The organism is Pseudomonas sp. GD04091, from assembly GCF_029836165.1.
GTDB lineage: Bacteria > Pseudomonadota > Gammaproteobacteria > Pseudomonadales > Pseudomonadaceae > Aquipseudomonas.
Genome location: NZ_JAOEBG010000006.1, coordinates 153902 through 179669, shown reverse-complemented (window position 1 = coordinate 179669; position 25768 = coordinate 153902). Strand labels below are relative to the sequence as shown.

24 protein-coding genes are annotated in these 25768 nt (G+C 65.5%); 12 read left to right on the top strand and 12 right to left on the bottom strand.

What is annotated here, in order from left to right; genetic code table 11:
- Window positions 1-18: 18 nt before the first annotated feature.
- Window positions 19-726 carry a VacJ family lipoprotein gene (locus N7422_RS10405; protein WP_279806441.1) on the top strand — a complete coding sequence of 236 codons (708 nt, stop codon included), beginning with the start codon at window positions 19-21 and terminating at the stop codon, window positions 724-726.
- 52 nt (window positions 727-778) lie between these two features.
- Here N7422_RS10405 and N7422_RS10400 read toward each other — a convergent pair whose 3' ends face one another.
- Entirely contained in the window at window positions 779-1078 is a 300-nt protein-coding gene (locus N7422_RS10400) for a PilZ domain-containing protein (protein ID WP_279806440.1), read from the bottom strand.
- A 273-nt stretch (window positions 1079-1351) separates the two neighbouring features.
- On the opposite strand from N7422_RS10400, the gene rssB reads away from it, so the two are divergent.
- Window positions 1352-2536 (top strand): two-component system response regulator RssB, encoded by a 1185-nt coding sequence (gene rssB / locus N7422_RS10395; protein WP_279806439.1) that lies wholly within the window; start codon window positions 1352-1354, stop codon window positions 2534-2536.
- Window positions 2533-3015 carry an anti-sigma factor antagonist RssC gene (gene rssC, locus N7422_RS10390; protein WP_279806438.1) on the top strand — a complete coding sequence of 161 codons (483 nt, stop codon included), beginning with the start codon at window positions 2533-2535 and terminating at the stop codon, window positions 3013-3015. Before rssB ends, rssC begins: the two co-directional genes overlap by 4 nt.
- A gap of 70 nt (window positions 3016-3085) precedes the next feature.
- On the opposite strand, the gene N7422_RS10385 is transcribed toward rssC, so the two are convergent.
- The 5 genes from N7422_RS10385 to N7422_RS10365 all read right to left on the bottom strand — a co-directional run bounded on the left by N7422_RS10385 (window position 3086) and on the right by N7422_RS10365 (window position 8231).
- A complete protein-coding gene (locus N7422_RS10385; RefSeq protein ID WP_279806437.1) occupies window positions 3086-4945 on the bottom strand; it encodes an alkaline phosphatase D family protein in 1860 nt (619 codons plus the stop codon).
- 229 nt (window positions 4946-5174) lie between these two features.
- Window positions 5175-6101, bottom strand: a complete 927-nt coding sequence (gene tal / locus N7422_RS10380; RefSeq protein ID WP_279806436.1) for a transaldolase — start codon at window positions 6099-6101, stop codon at window positions 5175-5177.
- A 216-nt stretch (window positions 6102-6317) separates the two neighbouring features.
- On the bottom strand, window positions 6318-7328 hold the full coding sequence (gene dusA, locus N7422_RS10375; protein ID WP_279806435.1) for a tRNA dihydrouridine(20/20a) synthase DusA: 1011 nt from the start codon (window positions 7326-7328) through the stop codon (window positions 6318-6320).
- A 300-nt stretch (window positions 7329-7628) separates the two neighbouring features.
- Window positions 7629-7898: a DUF3077 domain-containing protein gene (locus N7422_RS10370; protein ID WP_279806434.1), complete on the bottom strand. Its 270-nt coding sequence runs from the start codon at window positions 7896-7898 to the stop codon at window positions 7629-7631.
- Between the two features lie 87 nt (window positions 7899-7985).
- Window positions 7986-8231: a hypothetical protein gene (locus N7422_RS10365; protein WP_279806433.1), complete on the bottom strand. Its 246-nt coding sequence runs from the start codon at window positions 8229-8231 to the stop codon at window positions 7986-7988.
- 467 nt (window positions 8232-8698) lie between these two features.
- Between N7422_RS10365 and N7422_RS10360 the strand changes: the two genes are divergently transcribed.
- A complete protein-coding gene (locus N7422_RS10360) occupies window positions 8699-9274 on the top strand; it encodes a hypothetical protein (RefSeq protein ID WP_279806432.1) in 576 nt (191 codons plus the stop codon).
- 883 nt (window positions 9275-10157) lie between these two features.
- Here N7422_RS10360 and arsH read toward each other — a convergent pair.
- Genes arsH through N7422_RS10340 form a run of 4 tightly spaced genes read right to left on the bottom strand, consistent with a single transcriptional unit; the run spans window position 10158 to window position 13015 of the window.
- Entirely contained in the window at window positions 10158-10850 is a 693-nt protein-coding gene (gene arsH / locus N7422_RS10355; RefSeq protein WP_279806431.1) for an arsenical resistance protein ArsH, read from the bottom strand.
- A 13-nt stretch (window positions 10851-10863) separates the two neighbouring features.
- Window positions 10864-11334 carry an arsenate reductase ArsC gene (locus N7422_RS10350; protein WP_279806430.1) on the bottom strand — a complete coding sequence of 157 codons (471 nt, stop codon included), beginning with the start codon at window positions 11332-11334 and terminating at the stop codon, window positions 10864-10866.
- A 26-nt stretch (window positions 11335-11360) separates the two neighbouring features.
- Window positions 11361-12644, bottom strand: a complete 1284-nt coding sequence (locus tag N7422_RS10345) for an arsenic transporter (protein WP_279806429.1) — start codon at window positions 12642-12644, stop codon at window positions 11361-11363.
- 23 nt (window positions 12645-12667) lie between these two features.
- On the bottom strand, window positions 12668-13015 hold the full coding sequence (locus N7422_RS10340; protein ID WP_279806428.1) for a metalloregulator ArsR/SmtB family transcription factor: 348 nt from the start codon (window positions 13013-13015) through the stop codon (window positions 12668-12670).
- Window positions 13016-13075: 60 nt separating this feature from the next.
- Between N7422_RS10340 and N7422_RS10335 the strand changes: the two genes are divergently transcribed.
- The 6 genes from N7422_RS10335 to N7422_RS10310 all read left to right on the top strand — a co-directional run bounded on the left by N7422_RS10335 (window position 13076) and on the right by N7422_RS10310 (window position 19981).
- A complete protein-coding gene (locus N7422_RS10335; RefSeq protein ID WP_279806427.1) occupies window positions 13076-13801 on the top strand; it encodes a hypothetical protein in 726 nt (241 codons plus the stop codon).
- 132 nt (window positions 13802-13933) lie between these two features.
- Entirely contained in the window at window positions 13934-14620 is a 687-nt protein-coding gene (locus N7422_RS10330) for a B3/4 domain-containing protein (RefSeq protein WP_279806426.1), read from the top strand.
- 255 nt (window positions 14621-14875) lie between these two features.
- A complete protein-coding gene (locus N7422_RS10325) occupies window positions 14876-15361 on the top strand; it encodes a formate dehydrogenase subunit gamma (RefSeq protein WP_279806425.1) in 486 nt (161 codons plus the stop codon).
- Entirely contained in the window at window positions 15355-16899 is a 1545-nt protein-coding gene (locus N7422_RS10320) for a formate dehydrogenase beta subunit (protein WP_279806424.1), read from the top strand. The genes N7422_RS10325 and N7422_RS10320 overlap by 7 nt, the downstream gene beginning before the upstream one ends.
- Window positions 16896-19772, top strand: coding sequence for a formate dehydrogenase subunit alpha (gene fdhF / locus N7422_RS10315; protein ID WP_279806423.1), 2877 nt, complete (start codon window positions 16896-16898; stop codon window positions 19770-19772). Before N7422_RS10320 ends, fdhF begins: the two co-directional genes overlap by 4 nt.
- Window positions 19769-19981 (top strand): formate dehydrogenase subunit delta, encoded by a 213-nt coding sequence (locus N7422_RS10310; RefSeq protein ID WP_279806422.1) that lies wholly within the window; start codon window positions 19769-19771, stop codon window positions 19979-19981. The genes fdhF and N7422_RS10310 overlap by 4 nt, the downstream gene beginning before the upstream one ends.
- 121 nt (window positions 19982-20102) lie before the next feature.
- Here N7422_RS10310 and N7422_RS10305 read toward each other — a convergent pair whose 3' ends face one another.
- A complete protein-coding gene (locus N7422_RS10305) occupies window positions 20103-20522 on the bottom strand; it encodes a GNAT family N-acetyltransferase (RefSeq protein ID WP_279806421.1) in 420 nt (139 codons plus the stop codon).
- A gap of 161 nt (window positions 20523-20683) precedes the next feature.
- On the opposite strand from N7422_RS10305, the gene N7422_RS10300 reads away from it, so the two are divergent.
- Window positions 20684-22498 carry an ABC transporter ATP-binding protein/permease gene (locus tag N7422_RS10300; protein ID WP_279806420.1) on the top strand — a complete coding sequence of 605 codons (1815 nt, stop codon included), beginning with the start codon at window positions 20684-20686 and terminating at the stop codon, window positions 22496-22498.
- An 82-nt stretch (window positions 22499-22580) separates the two neighbouring features.
- Here the strand turns inward: N7422_RS10300 and N7422_RS10295 are convergent, their stop codons facing one another.
- On the bottom strand, window positions 22581-23774 hold the full coding sequence (locus tag N7422_RS10295; RefSeq protein ID WP_279806419.1) for an MFS transporter: 1194 nt from the start codon (window positions 23772-23774) through the stop codon (window positions 22581-22583).
- 237 nt (window positions 23775-24011) lie between these two features.
- On the opposite strand from N7422_RS10295, the gene N7422_RS10290 reads away from it, so the two are divergent.
- Window positions 24012-25742 carry a ShlB/FhaC/HecB family hemolysin secretion/activation protein gene (locus N7422_RS10290; RefSeq protein WP_279806418.1) on the top strand — a complete coding sequence of 577 codons (1731 nt, stop codon included), beginning with the start codon at window positions 24012-24014 and terminating at the stop codon, window positions 25740-25742.
- Window positions 25743-25768 lie beyond the last annotated feature (26 nt).

Below are 25768 nucleotides of genomic sequence, written 5' to 3'. Positions count from 1 at the left end.
TCCGATGGAGAAACATCTATGCGTAGGATCGGTGCCGGAGTGATCGAGCGAGTCACCCAGGCCTGTGTCTGCGCCAGCTTGCTGCTGGCGCCCGTGGCAGCTACCCAGGCGGCCACCGAGGAGGATCCGTGGGAGTCGGTCAACCGACCGATCTTCAGGTTCAACGATGTTCTCGACACCTATGCCCTCAAGCCGCTGGCCCAGGGCTACCAGTTCGTCACCCCGCAGTTCCTCGAGGATGGCATCCACAACGTCTTCCGCAACCTGGGCGACGTCACCAACCTGGCCAACAACGTGCTGCAGCTCAAGCCCCATGCGGCGGGTGTCGACACGGCGCGGCTGATCGTCAACACCACCTTCGGCCTGGGCGGTTTCTTCGACGTCGGCACCAAGATGGGCCTGCAGCGCAACGATGAAGACTTCGGCCAGACCCTCGGCTACTGGGGCGTGCCCAGCGGGCCGTACGTGGTCATCCCGTTCCTTGGCCCGAGCACCGTGCGTGATGGCCTGGCCAAGTACCCGGACACCTACACCGAACCCTACCGCTATATCGACCACGTGCCCACGCGCAACTCGATCTTCGCCGTGGACGTGATCGACACCCGCGCCAGCCTGCTGTCGGTGGAAAAACTGATGCAGGGCGACAAGTACATCTTCCTGCGCAACGCCTACCTGCAGAACCGCGAGTTCAAGGTCAAGGACGGGCAGGTCGAAGACGACTTCTGATCGGCATGGCTGTGAAAAAAGGCGACCCTCGGGTCGCCTTTTTCGTAACAGATCAATGCATGGCCAGGATGCGCAAACCGAACTTCTGCGCGCCGCCCGGCTGGTCGGCGATCCACACCACCTCGGTGCTGGCATGCAGGCCCTTGAGGGCAGGGTGGTCGGAGTCGATGCGCACCTCGACGCGGTCGCCAACCTGGAACCGCTGCGGCGCCTGGACCTGCATGCCGCTGCTGGAGAGGTCCAGGCACACCGCGCTGATCACCTGGCCCTCGTGCAGCAGGGTGACCTCGGTGTCGATGCGCATGCGAATGAAATCGCGTTTTTCGCTGTAATCCACGGGGGGTTGGGACATGCTTGCATCCTTTCATCAGGTTGCGCTGGTCGCCTTTCTTATAACGCCGGGTGATTTGCCCTGTAAAGTGCAGGGAAGTCTACCTTCCCGTGCTTGAAACGCCAGGCGGATGGGAGTACCGTCTGCGCCTTACAGGGCACCTCTGCTATTTGCCGGACCAGTTTTCTTGTCCTACAACTCAAAGAGTAGAGTGGCTATAGAGCATTCTTCCAGTAGCGGTCTGTCGATTCACAGTCGCTACGCCAACCCCAGAATCTGGCGCCGTTCGCCCACATGCAGAAAACCAGTGCAACGCTGCTGATCATCGATGACGACGACGTGGTTCGTGCCAGCCTCGCCGCCTATCTGGAAGACAGCGGCTTCAGTGTCCTCCAGGCCAGCAATGGCCAGCAGGGCCTCCAGGTCTTCGAAGAACACCAGCCTGACCTCGTGATCTGCGATCTGCGCATGCCGCAGATGGGCGGCCTCGAACTGATCCGCCGGGTCAGCGAGCGCGCGCCGCAGTTGCCGGTGATCGTGGTGTCCGGTGCCGGCGTCATGAGCGACGCGGTCGAAGCCTTGCGCCTGGGCGCGGCGGACTACCTGATCAAGCCCCTGGAAGACCTCGCCGTGCTCGAGCATTCGGTGCGCCGCGCGCTGGACCGCTCACGCCTGGTGCTGGAAAACCAGCGCTACCGTGACAAGCTCGAAGCCGCCAACCGCGAACTGGAGGCCAGCCTGCACCTGTTGCAGGAGGACCAGACCGCCGGGCGCCAGGTTCAGATGAACATGCTGCCGGAAAACCCCTGGGTGGTCGGCGAGTTTGCCTTCGAGCACCAGATCATCCCTTCGCTGTACCTGTCTGGCGACTTCGCCGACTACTTCCGCGTGGACGAGCGGCGTATCGCCTTCTACCTGGCGGATGTCTCCGGCCACGGTGCCTCGTCGGCGTTCGTCACGGTGCTGCTCAAGTTCATGACCACGCGGCTGCTGTTCGAATTCAAGCGTGGCGGCAAGATGCGTGAGTTCAAGCCTTCGCAGGTGCTCAGCCACATCAACCGTGGGCTGATCAACTGCAAGCTCGGCAAGCATGTGACCATGGTCGGTGGTGTCATCGACGAGGAAACCGGCCTGCTGACCTACAGCGTCGGCGGCCACTTGCCGCTGCCCGTGCTGTACACCCCGGGCCAGGCTCGTTACCTGCAAGGCCGTGGCCTGCCGGTTGGCCTGTTCGACGAGGCCAGCTACCAGGACGAGGTGCTGGAATTGCCGCCGCAGTTCAGCCTCACCCTGATGTCCGATGGCATTCTGGACCTTTTGCCGGGGGACACACTCAAAGATAAGGAAGCGACCTTGCCGGAAATCGTCAAGGAAGCGGGGGGTAGCCTGGAGGGGCTGCGCCAACGATTCGAATTGGCTACGCTTGGGGAGATGCCGGATGATATCGCCCTATTGGTGTTGAGCAGGAACCTTGAATGAGTACCGGTAGAATCCAGTTCGCCGAACAGAGCGGGACCTTCGTTCTGAAATTTGTCGGTGAAGTGCGCCTGACCCTGTGTTCGGCGCTGGATGCGACGATCGAGAAGATTTTCACCGCGCTGAACTTCTCGGCCATCGTCATCGACCTGACCGAAACCGAAAGCATCGACAGCACCACGCTCGGCCTGCTGGCCAAGCTGTCGATCCTGTCGCGGCAGAAAGTCGGCCTGCTGCCGACCGTGGTCACCACCAACCCGGACATCTCCCGTCTGTTGCAGTCCATGGGTTTCGATCAGGTGTTCAACATCGTCGACCGCCCGGTGCCATGCCCGGAATGCCTGACCGACCTGCCCTCCCAGGATCAGGACGAGAACGTGGTGCGTTCCAAGGTGCTCGAGGCGCACAAGATCCTCATGGGGCTGAACGACTCCAACCGCGAGGCGTTCCATGACCTGGTGAGCGCGCTGGAGCGGACCTGATCCAGCGCCTGTCCCGGCCTGCGCGGATTTACCGCGAAGAGGCCTGTGAATCCCCGCGCATCACACCTGCCTAATCATTCCTCGGCACGAACTCGGTCGCCTCACTCCCGTCGGCACTCAGCTGAAATACCCGTGCCGGCCGCCCCTGCTCATCGAAGAACACCTGTCCCAGGCCCGCGCCATTCCACAGGCGTTCCCCAGCCTTGCTGCGGCTCGGCGTGCGCGGCACCACTTCCATCTGCCGGCGCTTGGTGAACCAGTTGAGCGGCGAGCGGGGGGAATACAGCCAGCGGTTGAGCCGGTCGAGCACATCCAGCAGGCGCCGGGGGAATTCGTTCTTGATCCCGCTGCTGGTCACCTGCCACAGATGCGGGCTGCGCTGGCTGTGGCGAATCAGCACTTCGTAGACGAACGAGTAATGCACGTCCCCCGACAACACCACGTAGTGCCCCGGTGTGCGTGAATGGCGGAAGATGTTGAGAATCACCTGCGCCGCGCCCCGGTGCGCCATCCAGTTCTCTGCGTCCACCAGCAACGGGTAGCCCAGGGCGCTGAACACCCGTTGCACGGTCTCGATCAGCTTGACCCCGAAGATCGGCGCCGGCGACACGACGATCGCCGAGGGATGATCGAGCAGCGCCTGCTGCAGCTCGCTCAGGGCCTCCCAGTCGAGCAGGCCGGAAGGCTTGGCCAGGCTGCTTTCGCTGCGCCAGCGGCGGGTGCGGGTGTCCAGTACCAGCAGCGGTGGATCGCTGGGCAGCGCGTACTGCCAGCCCTGGAAGCGCAGCAGGTCGCCGACCAGTTCGTCCCGCGCGTGGCCCACTTGCCGACAGCGCTCGACCAGCGCCGCACAGCCATCAGGATCGTTGCCCCAGCCCTGGCACAGCAGGTAGCCGAGCAGGGCGTTGCCGATGATGCGCCGTGAGAACGGATGGCCGTAGGCAGTCTGTTCCCACTGCGCCGACAGGTTCCAGTCATCGGTGATGTCGTGGTCGTCGAAGATCATCAGGCAGGGCAGGTGCGCCATCACCCGTGCCACCTGGCCAAGGCCGTCGCGGAATGCCTCGATCAGTGGCAGCTCCTGCCGGTAGCGACCCTGGCGCTCGTCGGTCAGCCCCGTCGGCATGGCCATCGCCACCAGCGTCCAGGGCGTCGGTGACCAGACCAGCAGGTACATGGCCATGACCTCGGCAAGGGTCACCAGGTGGTTGTCGGCGTTGCTGGACGAGAAGATCGGCTTGCGCTTGCCGCCGAAGAAGCGTTCGCGCAGGGTTTCGTTGCCTTCCTGGGCCGGCAGCAAATCGGCGCGGTGGTAGTAGCAGGCCGGGTGGCGGTAGAGCTCGGCGCCACTGTCGACCAGGGCGCCATCGAGCGCCTCGTCGAACAGCCCAAGGCGCTCGATCAGCTCGTGGATGGCGCGCAGCATCGGGCCGGCGACATCGTCGGCATACACCTGGTCGCCGGTCATCATCAGCAGCGCCGGGCGTTGTTCGGGGGGCGGGTCGGCGGCGAGCAGGCGGTCGGCGCAGAGCAGGCCGTCGACCGAGGGGTAATGGGGCTTGCGGCAGGAGCCGTGGAGCAGTTGGTCAAGGCGCTCACGCAGCACGAAGTTCGGGCGGCTGGCGCCGGGGTAGAGCAGGTGCGGCGCCCACCCGGCGATACCCTGGCCGTTGCTCAGGCGCAGGTCGTACTCGAGCACGGTATTGCACGGCAGCGGGTGGTCGAAGTGGATGTCCAGCAGGTGGATGAAGGCGTGCTCGCCGATCGGGATCACCTCGCAGCGCGCAGTGGCAGTGATGCCGGCCTGGTCGAGGAGAAATTCGGGTTGCAGCGGTCGCGAGCCGACCAGCCAGATGGCCAGGCGTTGGGGTTCCAGGCGGCGCAGGATGGGGCCGGCGAGGACGAGAGGGAGCGACGAGGTAGGTGTCATCTATCTTGAGCAAAACATGAGAGGGTGGTCTGGCTCAGGCCCTGTGGGAGCGGGTTTACCCGCGAAGAAGGTATCGCGGGGGCGGGCACCGGCTGCGCCGGTGTTCGCGGGTAAACCCGCTCCCACAGGGTGCGCGTGATGCTTGCAGCGCTGTCTGACAGCGGGCCCGGTACGAAAACGGGCGGCAAATGCTCTGCATTAACCGCCCGTCGATCAAGCCAGAGATGTATCAGGCTTTGTCAGCCATCAAGGCTTCCAGCTTCTCCTGGTCCCGGGCGAACTGACGGATGCCTTCGGCCAGCTTCTCGGTGGCCATGGCGTCCTCGTTCATTGCCCAGCGGAACTGGCTCTCGTTCAGCTGTCGCTTGGCCTCGCCAGCGTTGCCCGGCTTGAGCAGGCGTGGCAGCTCGCCCTGGTCGTCGGACAGCTGCTGCAGCAGTTCAGGGCTGATGGTCAAGCGGTCGCAGCCGGCCAGCTGCTCGATCTGGCCGATATTGCGGAAACTCGCGCCCATGACCACGGTGTCGTAGCCATTGGTCTTGTAGTAGTCGTAGATGCGGGTGACCGACTGCACGCCCGGATCCTCGGCGCCGACGTAGTCCTTGCCGGTGCTCTTCTTGTACCAGTCGTAGATGCGCCCCACGAACGGCGAGATCAGGAACACCCCCGCATCGGCGCAGGCCTGGGCCTGGGCGAAGGAGAACAGCAGGGTGAGGTTGGTCTGGATACCTTCCTTTTCCAGTTGCTCGGCGGCGCGGATGCCTTCCCAGGTGGAGGCGAGCTTGATCAGCACGCGGTCCTTCGGCACGCCGGCGGCTTCATACAGCCCGATCAGCTGGCGGGCCTTGTTCAGCAGCGCCGGCTCGTCGAACGACAGTCGCGCGTCCACCTCGGTGGAGATCCGTCCTGGAATGACCTTGAGAATGCCCGAGCCCACCGCCACGGCGAACTTGTCGCAGGCCAGGTCGACATTGCCCTTGGCGTCGGCCTTGACCTGCTTGAGCAGGTCGGCGTAACCCGGGATGGCGGCGGCCTTGAGCAGCAGCGACGGGTTGGTGGTGGCGTCGACCGGCTTGAGGCGGGTGATGGCGTCCAGGTCACCGGTGTCGGCGACCACGGTGGTGAATTGCTTGAGTTGTTCCAGCTTGGAGGTCATGGGCGTGCTCTGTCCTGTGCAATGACTCGACATTACCCGAGCCCCGACGGCCACTCAAGGCCCGTCGCAGGCGTCTCGGGAAACCCCTCGCTGGCGGCAAGATCCCGTGTAGAGAGGGGCTTGCCCCGCGATGGGCTGCAAAGCAGCCCCCGACCAGCGCCGGGGGCCTGCGGTAAAAGGCTCTCCCTTCGAGTGCCAACCCCGCCCCAGGTTCCCTCAGCGCCCCTGCAACAGCTCGGCGGCCTGGTCCAGCACCTTGAGCGGCTCGCTGGTCTTGTGAATATCCGCCGACAGCAACTGCCGGAACCGCCGCGCCCCCGGGAACCCCTGGCCCAGCCCGAGGATATGCCGGGTGATGTGGTGCATCGCGCCGCCACTTTGCATATGCGCGACGATATAGGGGCGCAGCCTCTCCATCGCCTCGGCCCGGCTGACCACCGGCGCCGTGCTGCCGAACAGCTGCTGGTCCACCTCGGCCAGCAGGTACGGGTTGTGGTACGCCTCGCGCCCCAGCATCACGCCATCGAAGGTCTGCAGGTGCGTGCGGCATTCATCGAGGGTCTTGATGCCACCGTTGAGCACCAGTTCCAGCTCGGGGAAATCGGCCTTGAGCTGCGCCGCCACGTCATAGCGCAGTGGCGGAATCTCGCGGTTTTCCTTGGGCGACAGGCCTTCGAGGATGGCGATGCGCGCATGCACGGTGAAGCTGCGGCAACCGGCGTCGCGCACCTGGCCGACGAAGTCGCACAGTTCGGCATAGCTGTCGCGGCCGTTGATGCCGATGCGGTGCTTGACCGTCACCGCAATGCCGACGGCGTCCTGCATGGCCTTGACGCAATCGGCCACCAGCGCCGGGTGGCCCATCAGGCAGGCGCCGATCATGTTGTTCTGCACCCGGTCGCTGGGGCAGCCGACGTTGAGGTTGACCTCGTCGTAGCCGGCGTCCTCGGCCAGGCGCGCACAGGCGGCGAGGTCCGCCGGCACGCTGCCGCCCAGTTGCAGGGCCAGCGGGTGTTCGGATTCGTCGTGGCGCAGGAAACGCTGGGCGTCGTTGTGCAGCAGGGCGCCGGTGGTGACCATTTCGGTGTAGAGCAGGGCGTGCTTGGAGAGCAGGCGCAGGAAGAAGCGACAGTGGCGGTCTGTCCAATCCATCATCGGCGCGACAGAAAACCTCCTGACTACCGTATCGCCTGGTTTCGCCGAGGTGCCTGCCTGAATCTGTCGCATTTCGAGTCTCTCGCTGGGTGCCGCTTGCTACCGATCTTGCGCATGCACGGGCCGTCGTTGCTGAAAATCTGCAACAGGATTGGGCATGTAGCAAATCGTTTGAAAGCTGGGGCGGCATATCCCGCCCCTTTGAAAAAAGCGCAGCAGTCTATCAGGAAAGCCACGCGTACTGCCTGATGTTTGCTGGCCAGCCGACGCCCGATATCGCCGTAGTCGATCAGCTGGCTCCTCGGACGGCGCTTCGCCAAATCCCAGATTGGGAGTTGTGCCGGCGAACGGCCCACCTGGCCTACGCCCGGCTCAATGGCGCATCCCCAATTCCGCATCATCCATCAGTGCCTTGGCCAGCGCACTCAGGTAATACGCGGCCCAGAGCATCTGTGGCTTCTCTTCCATGATCCCGGTGATGGTCAGGTCGCGTACGCACCCCATAAGCTCCGAAGCCTGATCCCGCGCATGCTGGCACGGGATCCCGGGCTCGATGCAGAACAGCCCGTCGGTATGCCCTTCGCCCTGGTAGAACTTGGTCTTGCCCACGGTGGTGTGGGGCGTGGTGTCGTCTGTGCTCATTGCTCGATCTCCCTGAAGTCGTCGGTGCCCGGTCTGGCCCGTTCGCGGGCTTTCCTGCGAATGGGCCAGGCAATACCTGTCTGCGGCCTAGTGTTGGGTCTGTGGCGCCGCCGATGGCATCTGCACCTGAATCAACGCTGACTCGAGCAACATCCGCAGCGCCTCCATTTCATGCATCGCGGCCATGATCAGAATCGACACGGGTGACTTGGGATGCAGCAAAACAGCCTGATGCGCCACGGTCTGTGCGCACAGGGCGTATTCCGTGGCCTGGATGAGGGTGTCTTCGAGGGAGTGGTGGTTGTGGGGTGGGTCGGGGACGATCTTCAACATCACGATTTTCCTCAATGATGCGGTCACCTGCCTGCTGTCAAACAGAAGGGTGGCAGCTGTACGTGGGTTGACAGACCGGCGAAAATCGAAAAATTCCGGCGCACGCGAGCGTGCCCGCACGTACAGCCGCCATAAGGGGGCTATACACGATTTTTCGTCGCAGCCTGTCAAAGCTGTGTCGTTGATGTGCAACGACCTGGCGAGACTAGGGCCCAGTCAGGGTGCTCGCAACGGAAAAAATGCGGCAAAAGTATGTTTGGGAAATGGACTACAGGGAAGTGGGCAAATCTGATTGTTGCCGGCTCTCGAAGTTCGTCAGTTCAAGAGACAAGTTCTGGAACTGTCTCCAGTTCGCAGTCCTGATCGATGGCCGTAGGCTCGGCAATGAGCGGGTTGCTATGCTGCTTGCGGTCTGGGCATACGGATTCGCCAGCGCCGGATGGCGCTGCCAATACAAGGAGGTTCACATGCAAGTCACATTACCCCTGAGTGTCAGCGACTGGAAATACAAGACGGCCAGCGGTGGCGGCCTGACGGTGATGTTCGCCGCCGCCAACGGCGGCTTGCTGACCCTGACCGATCCCAGCAAGGCCGAACAGCAGTTTCGCTATGGCTCGCTCGGTATCGGCGTTGGCGTAGGCGCGCGCCTTCCTCGCGTTGGCAAGATCAACCTGCTGGTGCGCGGCAAGAGCGTCGGCGCGGTGGGTGCGAACGAAGACTTCCCGGCGATCGGCACGGTGCTGGTGGCTGACTCGGTCGCTGGCCGTGGCTTGGTCCGCGATGATTTCAAAGGTGGCTGCGTATTCCTCGAAGGCGGGCTGGGCCTGGTCGGCGGTGGCAGCGGCTCGGGCGTGCTGTTCGGCCTGGACCCCAAGCTGCTGATCCTGAGCACCGCCGCAGTGGGGGCGGGCGGCGCCATCCTGCCCCAGGACACCTTGCCGCGCCTGTTGCGCTCGGCCAAGGGCGTGATTTTCTCCGCCGGGTTCAACATCGGGGTGCAAGCTGGGGGCGGTTTGACGTTGACCATGGGTGGGCTGTTCTGATTGATGGCGACGTGCGCATGGGCGGCTCGTGACCGCCCTGACGCACTTTGGCTGGCGTAGCGTCGTATTGCGAAAGCTCGAGATTGAACAAGAGAAAACGGGCAGGGCCAGAGTTAAATTTCTCGCGAGGCAGAGTGAAAAATAAATCTGTCCCCATTGTTCCCATTGTTCCTATACGTCAAAGCACCGTAGTATCGTACGTTCAGAATTAAACGAGGACGCGACCGGCAGGAGGGAAGAGAAGTGGACTCTGTACTTGGAGTCGTTCTTCTATGCAGGGAAATTATTTAGTAAAGCAAACGCTCGCGAATTCATGCAAAAAGAACATGACCGTATTCAGCATCTGATCGTAAAGATTGGCGTGGAGCTGAACGAGGTCTTGAAGAGGCGCCATACTTCGAAGTGCTCAACCCAAACCGCTGAAGGGGATCTGTGAAGGTCTACACCACACAGTCTTATGGCGCAGCATCGGCAGGCTGCATGCCTTCGTCTTTGCATCAAGGATGTATAAATGGTCATGAGGTGACCGTTTCGTCGAAGGAGCTCGTTTAAATGCGTCGGCTAATTGCCAACCCTCTTCAATCAGCAGCTATCGATCGATAGCCGCTGTTTGAGCGAAAAGGAGCGAAAAGAGCGAAAAGGAGCGAAAAGGGGACGGATTTATTTTTCCGCAACTACGCGTCGCTACTGGTCGGTAGCTGCCTTGGGCGAAGGGCTGCTTCTGGTCGTTTGCTGCTCTCAGCTTAGGATCGCTATGGGTCGAAAGCGGCCACCCCGGTGTTCATAAGTGAATCGGCCGAAGGGTTCTGGCCGAAAGCAAACATCGACAAACCGCTGGCCGAAAGCCCCGTAAAACCAGGAACGGCAAGCTGCTCTCGCGCGCTCAGAGGCCGCGCTGATCAACCCGAGCGGACAGCTGCTCGGCACTTTCCTTGCGCTCCGAATACCGATCCACCAGAAATTCCCGTCGATCACGCAGCAACACGGTGAACTTCACCAGTTCCTCCATCACATCGACCACCCGGTCGTAGTACGCGGAAGGCTTCATGCGCCCGGCCTCGTCGAACTCCAGGTAGGCCTTGGGCACGGAAGACTGGTTGGGAATGGTGAACATCCGCATCCAGCGTCCGAGCACGCGTAGCTGGTTGACCACGTTGAACGACTGCGAGCCGCCGCAGACCTGCATCACGGCCAGGGTCTTGCCTTGGGTGGGGCGAACCGCGCCCAGCGCCAGGGGGATCTGCGCCTTGAAGACGGCGGACAAGGCGCCGTGACGTTCCGGTGAGCACCAGACCTGGCCTTCCGACCACTGCACGAGGTTTCGCAGCTCCTGCACCTTGGGATGCTCGACGGGGGCGTCGTCGGGCAGCGGCAGGCCAGACGGATCGAACAGGCGGGTCTCGGCGCCGAAGTGCTCAAGCAGGCGCGCGGCTTCCTCCGCCAGCAGCCTGCTGAAGGCGCGCTCCCGGGTCGATCCGTACAGCAGCAGGATGCGCGGCTTGTGCTCGCTGGCATGCGCCATGGCTGGGGGAGTGTCGAACAGCGAAAGGTCGAGGTTGGGCAGTTGTTCCGTCATGTCGTCCTCCCGCTCAGAGCGTGCCGATCCGCTGCAGCTCATGCTTGAGCTGGTCGCGGTCGAGCGTGTCGAAGGGCAGGGCGAAGAAGGCTGCGAAGCGCTTTTCGATCCTTGCCAGGGTGGCGCGGAAGGCCGCGTCGATCACGGCTTCAGCCCCCTCGATGTCGGAAGGATCCTGCAGCCCCCAGTGCGCCCTCAGCGCCGGGCCGAAATACACCGGGCAGGCTTCGCCGGCGGCCTTGTCGCACACGGTGATGACGATGTCCGGCGGGTTGTCCTCGAAGGCCTCGTTGCCTTTGCTGCTCAGGCCGGCGGTGGCGATCCCGGCCTTTTCCAAGGTGGCGAGGCTGCGCGGCAGCACCTGCCCCTTGGGGAAGCTGCCGGCGCTGACGGCCTCGAACCCTGGGGGTGCCATGTGGTTGAACAGGGCTTCGCTGAGAATGCTGCGGCAACTGTTGGCCGTGCACATGAACAGGACTCGCATGGAAGGCTCCTCGCGTCGGGGCGGTTTCACAGGCTCAGGCGTAGCGCCAGCGCCGAAAGGGTGATCAGCAGCACGGGCAGGGTCAGGACGATGCCGACCTTGAAGTAGTAGCCCCAGGTGATCCGCACGCCCTTGCGCTCCAGGACGTGCAGCCAGAGCAGGGTGGCGAGGCTGCCGATCGGGGTGATCTTCGGGCCGAGGTCACAGCCGATGACGTTGGCATAGATCATCGCTTCGCGGACCAGGCCCTCGGCGTCGCTGGCCTGGATCGACAAGGCACCCACCAGCACGCTGGGCAGGTTGTTCATCACCGACGACAGCAGCGCCGAGAGCAGGCCGGTGCCAAGCGCGGCGCTCCACAGGCCGTGGGCGGCCAAGCGGTCGAGCCACTGGGTGAGCAGGTCCGTGAGCCCGGCATTCTTCAGGCCGTACACCACCAGGTACATGCCCAGGGAGAAGACCACGATCTGCCAGGGTGCCTCGCGCAGCACGCGGCGGGTGGAGATCCGGTGGCCGCGTGCCGCGACCGCGAACAGCATGGCCGCGCACACTGCGGCCACCGCGCTGATCGGCACGCCCAGCGGCTCCAGGGCGAACAGGCCGATCAGCAGGACCAGCAAGGTCCACCAGCCGACGACGAAGGTCGCGCGGTCGTGGATCGCCGCCTTCGGTTCCTTCAGCGCCGCAAGCTCGTAGCGGCGTGGCAGGTCGCGGCGGAAGAACAGGAACAGCACCAGCAGGGTCGCGGCCACGCTGGCCAGGTTCACCGGCACCATCACCGAGGCGTACTCGGCGAATCCCAGCTTGAAGTAGTCGGCCGAGACGATGTTCACCAGGTTGGACACCACCAGGGGCAGGCTGGCCGTATCGGCGATGAAACCCGCGGCCATGACGAAGGCCAGGGTCGTCGCGGGCGAGAAGCGCAAGGCGATCAGCATCGACATGACGATGGGGGTGAGGATCAGCGCTGCGCCATCGTTGGCGAACAGCGCCGAGACGGCGGCGCCCAGCAGCACGGTGAAGGCGAACAGGCGGTAGCCGCTGCCCCCGGCCCAGCGCGCCACGTGCAGGGCGCACCACTCGAAGAAGCCGGCCTCGTCCAGCAGCAGGCTGATGACGATGACGGCGATGAAGGTGGCGGTGGCGTTCCACACGATGGCCCATACGGTGGGGATGTCGCCCAGGGAAACCGCGCCCACCGCCAGGGCGATGATCGCACCCAGCGAGGCGCTCCAGCCGACGCCCAGGCCCTTGGGCTGCCAGATGACCAAAATCAGCGTGAAGAGGAAGACAGCGACGGCGACTAGCATCGGGAGGTTCGCTCGTTGGCAGGTCAGCAGCAGGCGGCTGCGCGGACGGGACGGTCATTCATGTGCTGCAGGCGGGCGACACTGTCCTGCAGCCACTCGATGTTGGCCTGCAAGGTCAGCTGCAGCATCTCGTGCACCCAAGCGGGTAGCTGCGGATTGAGGCGGTAGTACACCCACTGGCCCTGGCGGCGGTCGAGCAGCAGGCCGCTGCCGCGCAATTGCGCCAGGTGGCGGCTGATCTTCGGCTGGCTGTCGTCCAGGGCGCACATCAGCTCGCAGACACACAGTTCGCCAAGGCTGGCGATCAGCAGCGTGGCGCGGACGCGGGTCTCGTCCGACAGGCTCTTGAAGAGCTCGGGAGGTGTGAGCATGGTGGCATTCCTGGATATATGAAAATCCGAATATACGGATATTCATATGTTCAAGCAATCATGCGTTGCCTTCACTCGGCGGATGGCCCGCGGCAACGCCGGGTTTCGCGCGAGCCCATTGCCTGCCCAGTCTTTCTCGACACACCCGGTAAAGCCCCGCAAGTACCGGTTCCACACCCAGCCGACCTGACTAAAAGCACCCAGCCATCGTTCATTTCCGGGAGGTACACCCGGCGCGACGTGCCGTTCAGCGATGGCCAGGGCATGGCGCGGGACATCCTGGTGGGCGTGTGCGACGGCTGCGACGCGGTCGTGGCCATCCCGCCACAATCCACCCCGGCGATCCGCGAGGCGCGCAAGCAGCAGCTCAAGTCCATCGAGGCCCGGTTGCCGGCGGTCTATCTCGACGTGCTGGACGCGGCGATGCACGCGGTCAGCAGCGAGGCGGGGGCGCACCTGCGCAAGCTGTTCCTCGCCCATTACTTCCAGTGGCTGGTGCAGGCCCGTCAGGGCGAGGGCCTGCAGCCGGCCCACGAGACCTTCGTGCAGGCCCTCGAGGCGCAGCGACGCCAGCGAGGTCTGCAGGCGTCGGGGGCCACCCGGCGGCTGTCGATGAAGGTCAATCCGCACATGGCCGAGGACTTCCTGGCATTGTTGCGGCAAACCCACATGAGCCAGACCGAGCTGCTCAAGGCGGTGATCGCGCGGATCCAGGCCGATGTGCTCGAGGCACGGGATCCGCAGGTGATCGACGCGCTGCAACGACTGGCGCGGGTAGCGGGGTAGGGCATTGAACAGCGCCTGCCCCGGCGAATGGGTCGGTATCAGCTGAGCTTATGCAGTGTAAGGAGATATCACTTTTCCTCACTCCACGCGGCGGTCAGCATGGGCATCCGTTCAGCCTGTGCGAGATGCCCGATGCAACCTGTAGTGCCTTTCATCGATCCTGCGGTCACTGTCCTGGCGCCCGGTTTTCGGGCACTGAGCATCACGGTGCGGGCCGCGCCGATCCGCCATCCCGAAGTCGCCGGCCAGGCCCTGGCCAGTGCCTGCCAGGCGGTGCTGGCCGGGCGACCGGCCTGGGCCGAAGCCCATCTGCAGGCCTGGGCCGAAGTGTTCTGCGGCTTTGGCGCAAAACCCCAACGTACCCCTTGCTCCGCGCAAGCCTTGCGCAAGCGGGTGCTGCGCGATGGCGGGTTGCCGGCCATCGACCCGGTGGTGGACCTGTACAACGCCATCAGCCTGGAGTACGCGGTGCCGGTCGGGGGCGAGAACCTGGAGGCGTATGTCGGTGCGCCGCGGTTGCTGGTCGCCAATGGCAGCGAACTGTTCGATACCTTCAAGGACGGCGCGCTGGTTCATGAAGCCCCGGCGGCCGGGGAGGTGGTGTGGCGCGATGAGGTGGGCGTCACCTGTCGGCGCTGGAACTGGCGCCAGGGTGTACGCACTCGGCTGGATGCCCAGGCGCGGCAGATGTGGTTCGTGCTCGAGAGCCTGCCGGCGATGCCGCTGTCGGCGTTGGAGGCGGCGGGAGGGCGATTGGCCGAAGGGTTGGCGCGGATGATGCCGGGGGTGCAGGTCGAGCAGCGGTTGGTGGAGGGCTAGGCGCCACTGCGCGGGTCATCGGCATGCCGCCGGTGGTCGGTTTCAGGACGCGCCGGGTCGCCCGCGCGCAACCCGCTCGCGCAATAGCTGCCATGCTCTGAGGATGCCCGTGGACCGAGCGCAGCAAGACGCATGGCCACGGGCAAGGAGGGTGCCTGGCCTGCCGCCACCGTGACCGGGCCGGCGCACCGCAGCTGAACACCGCCGGACAGCCGCCCGCGATTCGGGCCGCCCCGGGATGCCGAGGTCCGCTGTATGCCCGATGACTTGAACCACCTGCCGTTGATCCAGCGCGTCCTGGCCCGTGAGCAGGACACCCCCGGCGCCCTGTTGCCGATCCTCCATGCCATCCAGGCCGGCGCTGGCTACATTCCCGAGTTGGCCGTCGCCGAGATCGCCCATGCCCTGAACCTCAGCCAGGCCGAGGTGCGCGGGGTGATCAGTTTCTACCACGACTTCCGTACCACGCCACCGGCCCGCCACACCCTGCGCCTGTGCCGCGCCGAGTCCTGCCAGAGCCGTGGCGCCGAGGCGCTGGCCGCGCAGCTGCGCGAGCAGCTTGGCCTGGATGATCATGGCGCCACCGCGGACGGCGCGCTCGACCTGCGTCCGGTCTACTGCCTGGGTGCCTGTGCCTGCTCGCCGGCACTCGAACTCGATGGCCAGCTGCATGCCCGGGTCACCCCCGAGCGCTTGCGAGCGTTGGTGGCTGGCTGCCGCGAGGAGGTGAAGGCATGTTGAACCTGTGCATCTCCTGCGATTCGCTGGCCCGTGCGGTCGGGGCCGACCAGGTGGCCGAAGCGTTGGCCCGGGAGGCGGAGCAGCGACGCTTGCCGCTGCGCATCAAGCGCACCAGCTCCCGGGGCCTGTACTGGCTGGAGCCGCTGCTGGAGCTGGAAACCGCGCAAGGCCGCCTGGGCTTCGGGCCGGTGATGCCCGAGGACGTGCCCGGCCTGCTCGATGCCTTGGGAGCCGAGCCCGGTGCCCACGCCCTGGCGTTGGGGCCGGTGGAGCAGATTCCCTACCTCAAGACCCAGCAACGCCTGCTGTTCGCCCGTGCCGGCATCACCCGGCCGCTGTCGCTGGACGACTACCACGCCCACGGCGGTTTCGAGGGCCTGCGCCAGGCGACGTTGATGGACGGTGACGAGGTGGTCGCCGCCGTGCTCGATTCCGGCCTGCGTGGCCGTGGCGGCGCGGCCTTCCCGGCGGGCATCAAGTGGCGCACGGTGCGCCAGGCCACGGCCGGTCAGAAATACGTGGTGTGCAACGCCGACGAAGGCGACTCCGGCACCTTCGCCGATCGCATGCTGATGGAGGGCGACCCGTTCCTGCTGATCGAGGGCATGATCATCGCCGGCCTCGCCGTCGGGGCGAGCAAAGGCTACATCTATGTGCGCTCGGAATACCCGGACGCCGTGCGTGCCTTGAACGAGGCCATCCTGCTGGCCCGCGAGGCGGGCTACCTGGATGTCGCCGGCCATGGCGTGGCCTTCGACCTGCAGGTGCGGGTGGGCGCCGGGGCCTATATCTGCGGTGAGGAAACCGCGCTGCTCGAATCGCTCGAGGGCAAGCGCGGCATCGTTCGCGCCAAGCCGCCGCTGCCGGCGCTCGAAGGCCTGTTCGGCCAGCCGACGCTGGTGCACAACGTGCTCACCCTGGCCTGCGTGCCGATCATCCTGGCCAGGGGCGCGGCCTACTACCGCGACTTCGGCATGGGCCGCTCGCTGGGCACCTTGCCGTTCCAGCTGGCCGGCAATGTCCGGCATGGCGGGCTGGTGGAGCGGGCCTTCGGCCTGACCCTGCGCGAGCTGGTGGAGGGCTACGGTGGCGGAACCGCCAGCGGCCGGCCGATCAAGGCGGCCCAGGTCGGTGGTCCGCTGGGCGCCTGGGTGCCGCCCGAACAGTTCGACACACCGCTGGACTACGAGGCCTTCGCCGCGTTGGGGGCGATGCTCGGACACGGCGGCGTGGTGCTGGCCGACGACACCCTGAACATGGCCGGCATGGCCCGCTTCGCCCTGCAGTTCTGCGCCGAGGAGTCCTGCGGCAAGTGCACGCCATGCCGGATCGGCTCGACCCGTGGCGTGGAGGTGGTCGACCGGCTGATCGCCAGCACCGACCCGGCCTACCGCGAAAGCCAGGCCGGCCTGCTGCGCGACCTGTGCGACACCATGCAGTACGGCTCGCTGTGCGCCATGGGCGGGATGACCCCGTACCCCGTGGTCAGCGCCCTCAAGCACTTCCCCGCCGACTTCGGCCTGGAGGCCGCGCAATGATCAACTACTTCGACCCCAGCAGCGAGATCGACCTGGGCACGCCTGAACGGGTCAGCGATGTGCAGGTCAGCCTGGTCATCGATGGCCGCTCGATCAGCGTGCCGGCCGGCACCTCGGTGATGCGCGCCGCCGCCTTGCTCGGCACCACCATCCCCAAGCTGTGCGCCACCGACAGCCTCGAAGCCTTCGGCTCCTGCCGCATGTGCATGGTCGAGATCGATGGCATGCGCGGCTACCCGGCCTCCTGCACCACGCCGGTCGGCGAGGGCATGGTGGTGCGCACGCAGACGCCACGCCTGGCCGACCTGCGGCGCAATGTGATGGAGCTGTACATCTCCGACCATCCGCTCGATTGCCTGACCTGCTCGGCCAACGGCAACTGCGAGCTGCAGACCGTCGCCGGCCAGGTCGGCCTGCGCGAGGTGCGCTATGGCTACGACGGCGCCAACCACCTCGGCGAACGGAAGGACGTGTCCAACCCGTACTTCGACTACGAGCCGAGCAAGTGCATCGTCTGCAACCGCTGCGTGCGTGCCTGCGAAGAGATCCAGGGCACCTTCGCCCTGACCATCACCGGGCGCGGTTTCGACTCACGGGTGGCGGCGGCCGGTGGCGACGATTTCCTCAGTTCCGAGTGCGTGTCGTGCGGCGCCTGCGTGCAGGCCTGTCCGACCGCCACCTTGAGCGAGAAGAGCCTGATCCAGCTCGGCCAGCCCGAACGGGCGGTGATCACCACCTGCGCCTACTGTGGCGTGGGTTGCTCGTTCCGCGCCGAGATGAAGGGCGACCAGCTGGTGCGCATGGTCCCGGACAAGCAGGGCGGCGCCAACCACGGCCATGCCTGCGTCAAGGGGCGTTTCGCCTGGGGCTACGCGACGCACCCGGACCGCATCACCAAACCGATGATTCGCAAGCGCCTCGAAGACCCCTGGCAGGAAGTCAGCTGGGACGAGGCGGTCACCTACGCCGCCAGTGAGTTGCGCCGCATCCAGCTCAAGTACGGGCGAGACGCGATCGGCGGCATCACCTCCAGCCGTTGCACCAACGAAGAGGCGTACCTGGTGCAGAAGCTGGTGCGCACGGCGTTCGGCAACAACAACGTCGACACCTGCGCGCGGGTCTGCCATTCGCCCACCGGCTACGGCCTCAAGCAGACCCTTGGCGAGTCCGCCGGCACCCAGAGTTTCGACTCGGTCATGAAGGCCGACGTGGTGCTGGTGATCGGCGCCAACCCCACCGACGCGCACCCGGTGTTCGGTTCGCAGCTCAAGCGTCGCCTGCGCCAGGGCGCGCGGCTGATCGTCATCGACCCGCGGCGCATCGACCTGGTCGATTCGCCCCACGCCCGCGCCGAGCTGCACCTGCAACTGCGCCCGGGCACCAACGTGGCCATGCTCAACGCCCTGGCCCATGTGATCGTCACCGAGGGCCTGCTCGACCAGCGTTTCGTCGACGCCCGCTGCGAGCCCGAGGACTTCGCCCGCTGGCGCGATTTCGTCGCCCGGCCCGACAACGCCCCCGAGGTGCTTGGCCCGGTGTGCGGCGTGCCCGCCGAGCAGATCCGCGCCGCCGCCCGGCTGTACGCCACCGGCGGCAATGCGGCGATCTACTACGGCCTGGGCGTGACCGAGCACAGCCAGGGCAGCACCGCGGTGATGGGCATCGCCAACCTGGCCATGGCCACCGGCAACATCGGCCGCGAAGGCGTCGGGGTGAATCCGCTACGCGGGCAGAACAACGTGCAGGGCTCGTGCGACATGGGCTCGTTCCCCCACGAGCTGCCCGGCTACCGGCACATCGGCAACCAAAGCGTGCGTGCCGAGTTCGAGCAGGCCTGGGGCGTGACCCTGCAACCCGATCCGGGGCTGCGCATTCCCAACATGTTCGAAGCCGCGCTGGACGGCAGCTTCAAGGCGCTTTACTGCCAGGGCGAGGACATCGCCCAGAGCGATCCGAACACCCAGCACGTCACCGCCGCGCTGCTGGCGATGGAGTGCGTGGTGGTGCAGGACATCTTCCTCAACGAGACGGCCAAGTTCGCCCATGTGTTCCTGCCGGGCAGCTCGTTCCTGGAGAAGGACGGCACCTTCACCAATGCCGAGCGGCGTATCTCGCGGGTGCGCAAGGTGATGGAGCCTTTGGCCGGCAAGGCCGACTGGGAGGCCACCGTGGCCTTGGCCGGTGCCTTGGGTTACCCCATGGAATACCGGCATCCCTCCGAGATCATGGACGAGATCGCCCGCCTGACCCCGACCTTCCGCCGGGTCAGCTACGCCGAGCTCGACCGCCACGGCAGCCTGCAATGGCCGTGCAACGACGCCGCGCCCGACGGCACGCCGACCATGCACATCGACCAGTTCGTGCGCGGCAAGGGGCGCTTCATGCTCACCGGCTACGTGCCCACCGACGAGAAGGTCAATGGCCGCTATCCGCTGCTGCTGACCACCGGGCGCATCCTCAGCCAGTACAACGTCGGCGCGCAGACCCGGCGCACCGACAACGTCGCCTGGCACGACGAGGACCGCCTGGAGATCCATCCCAGCGATGCCGAGAGTCGGGGTATCAGCGACGGTGACTGGGTGGGCATCGGCAGCCGCTCCGGGCAGAGCGTGCTGCGCGCCAGGGTCAGTGGCCGGGTGGCGCCGGGGGTGGTGTACACCACCTTCCACTTCCCCGAGTCCGGCGCCAACGTGATCACCACCGACAACTCCGACTGGGCTACCAACTGCCCGGAATACAAGGTCACTGCCGTGGAAGTGGCCAAGGTGTTCCAGCCGTCGGAGTGGCAGAAGCGCTACCAGCGCTTCAGCGACGAGCAACGTAGGTTGCTCAAGGAGCGGCGGCAGGCGCAAGCGGCGGGGGTGCGTCGATGAGCAGCGACAACCTGGTGAAGATGGCCAACCAGATCGCCCATTACTTCGACAGCGAGCCGGATCACGCCAAGGCGGTGCAGGGCGTGCGCCAGCATCTGCAGAGCTTCTGGACGCCGGCCATGCGCCGGCAGTTGACCGAGTGGGTGCAGGCTGATGGCGGCATGGAATTAAATGCGCTGGTGCGAGAGGCGGTGCAGCCGGTGATTTGATGTCGTGCAGGACCGGCCCCATCGCCGGCAAGCCGGCTCCCACACCGACCGCGTCAGCGCGAGCGCACGCGCTCATCCGTGGGAGCCGGCTTGCCGGCGATGGGGCGCAAGACGCCCCGGCTCATTCTGATCTCCAGTAGTAGACCTGTTCCGGATCCCCTTCGTCGAGGTGCTCGACAACGCCGCTCTCGACAAAGCCTCGGCGCTCCAGCAGGCGGCGCATCGGGCCATTGGAGCGATTGGTCGAGGTGAACAGCTTCTGCCCCGTGCAGTCGGCCTGTATGCGGGCCAGCAGCGCGGCGCCCAGCCCACTGCGCCGATGGCCCTGGCCGACCATCAGCATTTCGATGAACGCGCAACCAAAGAAGTGTTGGTGCATCACCGCATACGCGGCCACCGAGCCTTGCACCTCAGCCACCAGGCAACGGTACTGCCCGAGCCAGTCGGCGATTTGCTCGGCCCGGTACGGCTCCCGGTGCGCAACGCTGTCGATGGCGATCAGGGCGGTGAGGTCTTGTGGTCCGGCGAGACGAATAGGCATGGCTGGGCCCTGCAATGAAGGTGCTGTGATTATCCGCATCCGGGCAGGTCCGGCCCAGAACTTGTTGCGACACATGGCCAGGATGAAATGTCCGTCATGTTTGCAGGGTCAATGCAGGTCCGGTGCTACGCTCGCAAAAACATCCTCTACGGAAGCGCACCATGGATATGAACTGGCACCAGGCACTGCAAGAGAGCCTGAGCTGGCTGGCAATCGCCTCGTTGATCACGCTCGTCTGCTTTACCGCCATCGCCGTCCTGGCGGTGCGCTACACCCGTTGGGGCGCGCAGTTCTGGCAACTGGCCGGGCCTTATTTCAGTTTCCGGCGCAGCTGGCGCCCCTTGCTGGCCTTCGCCCTGCTGCTGGTGCTGACACTGTTCTCGGTGCGCCTGAACGTACTGTTCTCGTTCTGGTACAACGGTTTCTACAGCGCCTTGCAGGGCCTGGACCAGACCGCGTTCTGGTACATGCTCGGGGTGTTCGCGGTGCTGGCGAGCATCCATGTGCTGCGTTCGCTGTTCACCTTCTATGTGACCCAGGCGTTCAACATCCGCTGGCGGGTCTGGCTCACCGAGCGCCTGACCGCCGACTGGATGCACGGCGATGCCTACTATCGCGGGCAGTTCCTCGCCGAGCCCGTGGACAACCCCGACCAGCGTATCGAGCTGGACGTGAATGCGTTCGTCACCGGCTCCGTGTCCCTGGCGCTGGGCGCCGTGAGCGCGGTGGTGTCGCTGGTGGCCTTCACCGGCATTCTCTGGGGCCTGTCGGCGCCGCTGGAGGTGGCCGGCATCGAAGTCCCACGGGCGATGGTGTTCGCCGTGTACATCTATGTACTGGTCGCCACCTGGATCGCCTTCCGCCTCGGGCAGCCGCTGATCCGCCTGAACTTCCTCAACGAAAAACTCACCGCCAACTTCCGTTACGCCTTGATGCGTCTGCGCGAGAACGCCGAGAACATCGCCTTCTACCAGGGCGCGCAGGTGGAGCGGGGCACCTTGCTCGGGCGCTTCTTCGCGCTGATCGGCAACGCCTGGGCGCTGGTGTTCCGGAACCTGAAGTTCAGTGGTTTCAACCTCGGTGTCAGCCAGGTGGCGGTGGTCTTCCCGTTCATTCTCCAGGCGCCGCGCTTCTTCAGCGGCGCCATCAAGCTGGGCGATGTGATGCAGACTGCCCAGGCCTTCGGCCAGGTGCAGGATTCGCTGTCGTTCTTCCGTGAGTCCTACGACACCTTCGCCCAGTACCGCGCCACCCTCGACCGTCTCACCGGCTTCGTCGATGCCAACCAGCAGGCCAGTGCCCTGCCGCAGGTGGCCAGCGTGGAGCAGGCCCATGCACTGGGGATCGCGGGGCTGCAGGTGCGACGTCCTGACGGGCATGCGTTGATCAAGGATCTCGAACTGAACCTGCACGCTGGCCAGGCACTGTTGATCAGAGGCCCTTCGGGCAGCGGCAAGACCACCTTGCTGCGTGCCCTGGCGGGCCTGTGGCCCTACGCCGAGGGTGAAGTCAGGCGGCCGCTGGGCACGCAGGCGCTGTTCCTCTCGCAACGCCCGTACCTGCCGCTGGGCGACCTGCGGACCGCCATCGCTTATCCGACGCAGGACGCTCCGGGCGACGATGCGCGCATGCAGCAGGCCCTGCGTCAGGTCAACCTCGCCCATCTGGCCGAACGGCTGGACGAGCAGCGCGACTGGTCACGGATCCTGTCGTTGGGTGAGCAGCAGCGCCTGGCGTTTTCCCGGGTGCTGTTCAACCGGCCGCAGGTGGTGTTTCTCGACGAGTCCACCTCGGCGATGGACGAAGGGCTGGAGCATGCGCTGTATTCGCTGCTGCGCGCAGAGCTGCCGGCGACGCTGCTGGTCAGTGTCGGGCATCGCAGCACCCTGGCGGGGTTCCACTCCCATCGCCTGGAAGTGGACGGGCAAGGGGGATGGTCGTTGCTGGAGCAACAGCCGGCAGCAATGACCGTGTAACCTCAGGCCGCCCGCATCCTTGTAGGAGCGGGCTTGCCCCGCGATGGCATCAGGCCAGGCAATGAAGCTGATCCTGCCGGCCTCATCGCGGGGCAAGCCCGCTCCCACGATCAGCCATGAACCACAAACCTGCCATTGTGGTAGCGGCGAACACGCCCCCCACCATGAACGTCGCCTGATACCCCACCCAGTCCCACAGCCCTCCGGCCAACACGCTGGCCAACAGCAACGCCACCCCCGTCACCAGGTTGAACACGCCGAACGCGGTCCCCCGCAGATCCTCGGGCGCGCTGTCGGCGATCAGGGCGCTGAACACGCCTTGGGTAAAGCCCATGTGCAGCCCCCACAGGATCACGCCCAGCGCCAGGCCGGAGATGCCCGGCAACCAGGCCAGCCCTAGATCGGCCAGTACCAGCAGGGACAGCCCGATCATCAACACACCACGTCGCCCGACCCGGTCGGATAGCGCGCCAGCCGGGTAGGCCGACAGTGAATACGCCAGCGACATCAGCACCAGCACCGCTGGCGCCCACAGGGCCGCAAGCCCCAGGGCCTGACCGCGCAACAGCAGAAAGGCCTCGCTGAAGCGCGCCAGGGTAAACAGTGTGGCCAGGATGAGCAGGCGCCAGTAGCCGTTGCCCAGCCGGGCCAGCTCGCGAAATGCCAGAGGTGCGGCCACCGCGCCGGCCGCAGCAGTTTTTTCGGGTTCGCGGACGAAGGCGACCAGCACATACAGCGCCATGAACGCCGGAATCACCGCCACCCAGAACACCGTCTGGAAGTGGCTGGCCGTCAACCCCATCAACAGGATCGCCAGCGACGGCCCGAGAAAGGCGCCGACCGTGTCCAGCGCCTGGCGCAGGCCAAAGGCGGCCCCGCGCAGTTCGGCCGGGGTGACGTCGGCGATCAGCGCGTCCCGCGGCGCGCCGCGAATGCCCTTGCCGACACGGTCGATGAAGCGCGCCGTGGTCAGCCACTCCAGCCCCGGGGCCAGCGGGAACACCGGCTTGCTCACGGCGGCCAGGCCGTAGCCGATCACGGTGAGCAGCTTGCGCTTGCCCAGGCGATCGCTGAGGGCGCCGGAGAACACCTTGGTGATCGCCGCCGTCGCCTCGGCGATGCCTTCGATCAAGCCCACGGCGAGGACCGAGGTGCCGAGCACGCCGACCATGTACAGGGGGAGCAGGGCGTGGATCATCTCCGAGGAGGTGTCCATGAGCAGCGAGACGAAGCCCAAGGCCCAAACGCTGCGGGGGAGGGCACGGTGACGGGTCATGGTCGCCTCGCGTCGTTGCTCGGCTTCACTTTAGACAATGCTGGCCGATTGGCGGTGTCTTCATCATCCTGGGCAACGCTTTCCCTCTGAAACCCCGCCACTCGATCGGTGAAAGTCGGCGCTTTGATTCAAGCGAAAAATTTCATGTTCGTTGGTCGCCGATTGATTGACGTCAAGAATAATGGCCAATTAACATCGCGCGCTTTCCCGCCGCTCGGCGGTTTCGAAGGACCGAACATGCACCTTTCCTCTCTCGGCACCCGGCTGTGCGCCGTGCTGACAGGCCTTTGCCTGGCCGCTGCGCTGGACTCAGCGATCGCCGCGCCCTTCAACAATCCCGGCGATCAGGATCTGATCCGCGATCGACAGAATCGCCTGCTCGAAGAACAGCAGCGGCGCCTCCAGGAGCTCAAGGACCTGCCCGGCGAGCGTGCCACCCCCGAGGCGCCCTCGGCCCCGGTCGACGGCCGTTGTTTCCCGATCAAGGACATCGAGCTCAAAGGCGCCGACGCGCTGTCGGCCGCCGAACGTGAAAGCCTGCTCGCCCCCTACATCGGGCAGTGCCTGGGCGTCGCCCAGCTCAACGAGCTGCTCAAGAGCATCACCGATCGCTACATCCAGAAGGGCCTGGTCACCAGCCGCGCCTATCTGCCGCAGCAGGACCTGTCCAGCGGCCACCTGCAGGTGCTGGTGGTCGAAGGTCGTCTCGAAGGGCTCAAGGCCGGCGAGGGCAGCAAGCTCAGCGCCCGCGAGCTGGACATGGCGTTCCCCGGGCAGGCGGGCGACCTGCTCAACCTGCGCGAGATCGAGCAGATGGTCGACCAGCTCAACCGCCTGCCCTCCAACCAGGCGCGCATGCAGCTGACCCCGGGCAAGGCCGTGGGTGGCAGCGAGGTGCTGGTCGCCAACGCGCCGCAAAAGCCCTGGCGGGTGGGTTTGTCGCGCAGCAACGACGGGCAGAAGAGCACTGGCGAGCAGCAGTGGGGCAGCTCGCTGGAGTGGGACAGCCCGCTGGGCCTGGCCGACCAGTTGGTGCTGCGCGGCGGCCACGACGCGATCAGCGATCACCAGAAGACCTCGCGCAATGCCGCGCTCTACTACAACCTGCCGTTCGGCTGGTGGAACCTCAGCTACAGCTACAGCCAGAGCGAATACCGCTCCCTGGCCGAAGCGGCGGACTACAACTTCAAGCAGAACGGCGACAGCCAGAACCACCAGTTGCGGCTCGAGCGGGTGGTCCACCGTGACTCGGTCAGCAAGACCTCGCTCAACGCCGGCATGAGCTACCTGCGCACCAACAACTACATCGAAGACAGCAAGCTGAGCAACAGCAGCAACCGTCTCAGCGAAGCCCAGTTCGGCATCAACCATGGCCGGCGTATCGGCGGCGCCTTCGTCAACGTCGACCTGGGCCTGCAGGACGGCATCGGCGCCTTCGATGCCCAGCGCGAACAGGAACGCGATGCCTTCGGCAACCGCCTGCCCAACGCCCGCTACCGCAAGTACACCGCCACCGTCAGCTACCTGCAGCCGTTCAAGGTGCTGGGCGAGTCGCTGGTGTTCAGCAGCCTGGTCACCGGCCAGCGCAGCGAGGACCGGCTGTTCAGCCCCCAGCGCATGAGCCTGGGCAGCCAGTCCTCGATTCGTGGCTACAAGGACCAGAGCCTGAACGGCGACAGCGGCTACTACTGGCGCAACGACCTGCGCTGGAGCCGCCAGGTGGCCTGGGACTGGCTGCGGCCGGTGCTCGCCGAATACGGCCTGGGCCTGGGCTACGACGTCGGCGCCATCCGCCACGACCGCTACAGCGGTGAGCAGCACGGGCGGGTGTCCAGTCACTCGGCCGAACTGTTCGCCCGTGGACGCAACCTGTCCGCCAGCGTGACCTTCGCCCATTCCCTGGAGCGTCCCGACGCGTTGACCGAGCGCGAGACGCCGGTCTACTTCCGCCTGGACTTCTTCCTTTAACACCGCTTTCAAGCCGAGATACCCGA

Bases quoted from the DNA above. Each gene is read 5' to 3' on its own strand.
- N7422_RS10405 (WP_279806441.1), top strand. From the start codon at position 19: ATGCGTAGGATCGGTGCCGGAGTGATCGAGCGAGTCACCCAGGCCTGT.
- N7422_RS10400 (WP_279806440.1), bottom strand. From the start codon at position 1,078: ATGTCCCAACCCCCCGTGGATTACAGCGAAAAACGCGATTTCATTCGC.
- rssB (WP_279806439.1), top strand. From the start codon at position 1,352: ATGCAGAAAACCAGTGCAACGCTGCTGATCATCGATGACGACGACGTG.
- rssC (WP_279806438.1), top strand. From the start codon at position 2,533: ATGAGTACCGGTAGAATCCAGTTCGCCGAACAGAGCGGGACCTTCGTT.
- N7422_RS10385 (WP_279806437.1), bottom strand. From the start codon at position 4,945: ATGACACCTACCTCGTCGCTCCCTCTCGTCCTCGCCGGCCCCATCCTG.
- tal (WP_279806436.1), bottom strand. From the start codon at position 6,101: ATGACCTCCAAGCTGGAACAACTCAAGCAATTCACCACCGTGGTCGCC.
- dusA (WP_279806435.1), bottom strand. From the start codon at position 7,328: ATGCGACAGATTCAGGCAGGCACCTCGGCGAAACCAGGCGATACGGTA.
- N7422_RS10370 (WP_279806434.1), bottom strand. From the start codon at position 7,898: ATGAGCACAGACGACACCACGCCCCACACCACCGTGGGCAAGACCAAG.
- N7422_RS10365 (WP_279806433.1), bottom strand. From the start codon at position 8,231: ATGTTGAAGATCGTCCCCGACCCACCCCACAACCACCACTCCCTCGAA.
- N7422_RS10360 (WP_279806432.1), top strand. From the start codon at position 8,699: ATGCAAGTCACATTACCCCTGAGTGTCAGCGACTGGAAATACAAGACG.
- arsH (WP_279806431.1), bottom strand. From the start codon at position 10,850: ATGACGGAACAACTGCCCAACCTCGACCTTTCGCTGTTCGACACTCCC.
- N7422_RS10350 (WP_279806430.1), bottom strand. From the start codon at position 11,334: ATGCGAGTCCTGTTCATGTGCACGGCCAACAGTTGCCGCAGCATTCTC.
- N7422_RS10345 (WP_279806429.1), bottom strand. From the start codon at position 12,644: ATGCTAGTCGCCGTCGCTGTCTTCCTCTTCACGCTGATTTTGGTCATC.
- N7422_RS10340 (WP_279806428.1), bottom strand. From the start codon at position 13,015: ATGCTCACACCTCCCGAGCTCTTCAAGAGCCTGTCGGACGAGACCCGC.
- N7422_RS10335 (WP_279806427.1), top strand. From the start codon at position 13,076: ATGCGTTGCCTTCACTCGGCGGATGGCCCGCGGCAACGCCGGGTTTCG.
- N7422_RS10330 (WP_279806426.1), top strand. From the start codon at position 13,934: ATGCAACCTGTAGTGCCTTTCATCGATCCTGCGGTCACTGTCCTGGCG.
- N7422_RS10325 (WP_279806425.1), top strand. From the start codon at position 14,876: ATGCCCGATGACTTGAACCACCTGCCGTTGATCCAGCGCGTCCTGGCC.
- N7422_RS10320 (WP_279806424.1), top strand. From the start codon at position 15,355: ATGTTGAACCTGTGCATCTCCTGCGATTCGCTGGCCCGTGCGGTCGGG.
- fdhF (WP_279806423.1), top strand. From the start codon at position 16,896: ATGATCAACTACTTCGACCCCAGCAGCGAGATCGACCTGGGCACGCCT.
- N7422_RS10310 (WP_279806422.1), top strand. From the start codon at position 19,769: ATGAGCAGCGACAACCTGGTGAAGATGGCCAACCAGATCGCCCATTAC.
- N7422_RS10305 (WP_279806421.1), bottom strand. From the start codon at position 20,522: ATGCCTATTCGTCTCGCCGGACCACAAGACCTCACCGCCCTGATCGCC.
- N7422_RS10300 (WP_279806420.1), top strand. From the start codon at position 20,684: ATGGATATGAACTGGCACCAGGCACTGCAAGAGAGCCTGAGCTGGCTG.
- N7422_RS10295 (WP_279806419.1), bottom strand. From the start codon at position 23,774: ATGACCCGTCACCGTGCCCTCCCCCGCAGCGTTTGGGCCTTGGGCTTC.
- N7422_RS10290 (WP_279806418.1), top strand. From the start codon at position 24,012: ATGCACCTTTCCTCTCTCGGCACCCGGCTGTGCGCCGTGCTGACAGGC.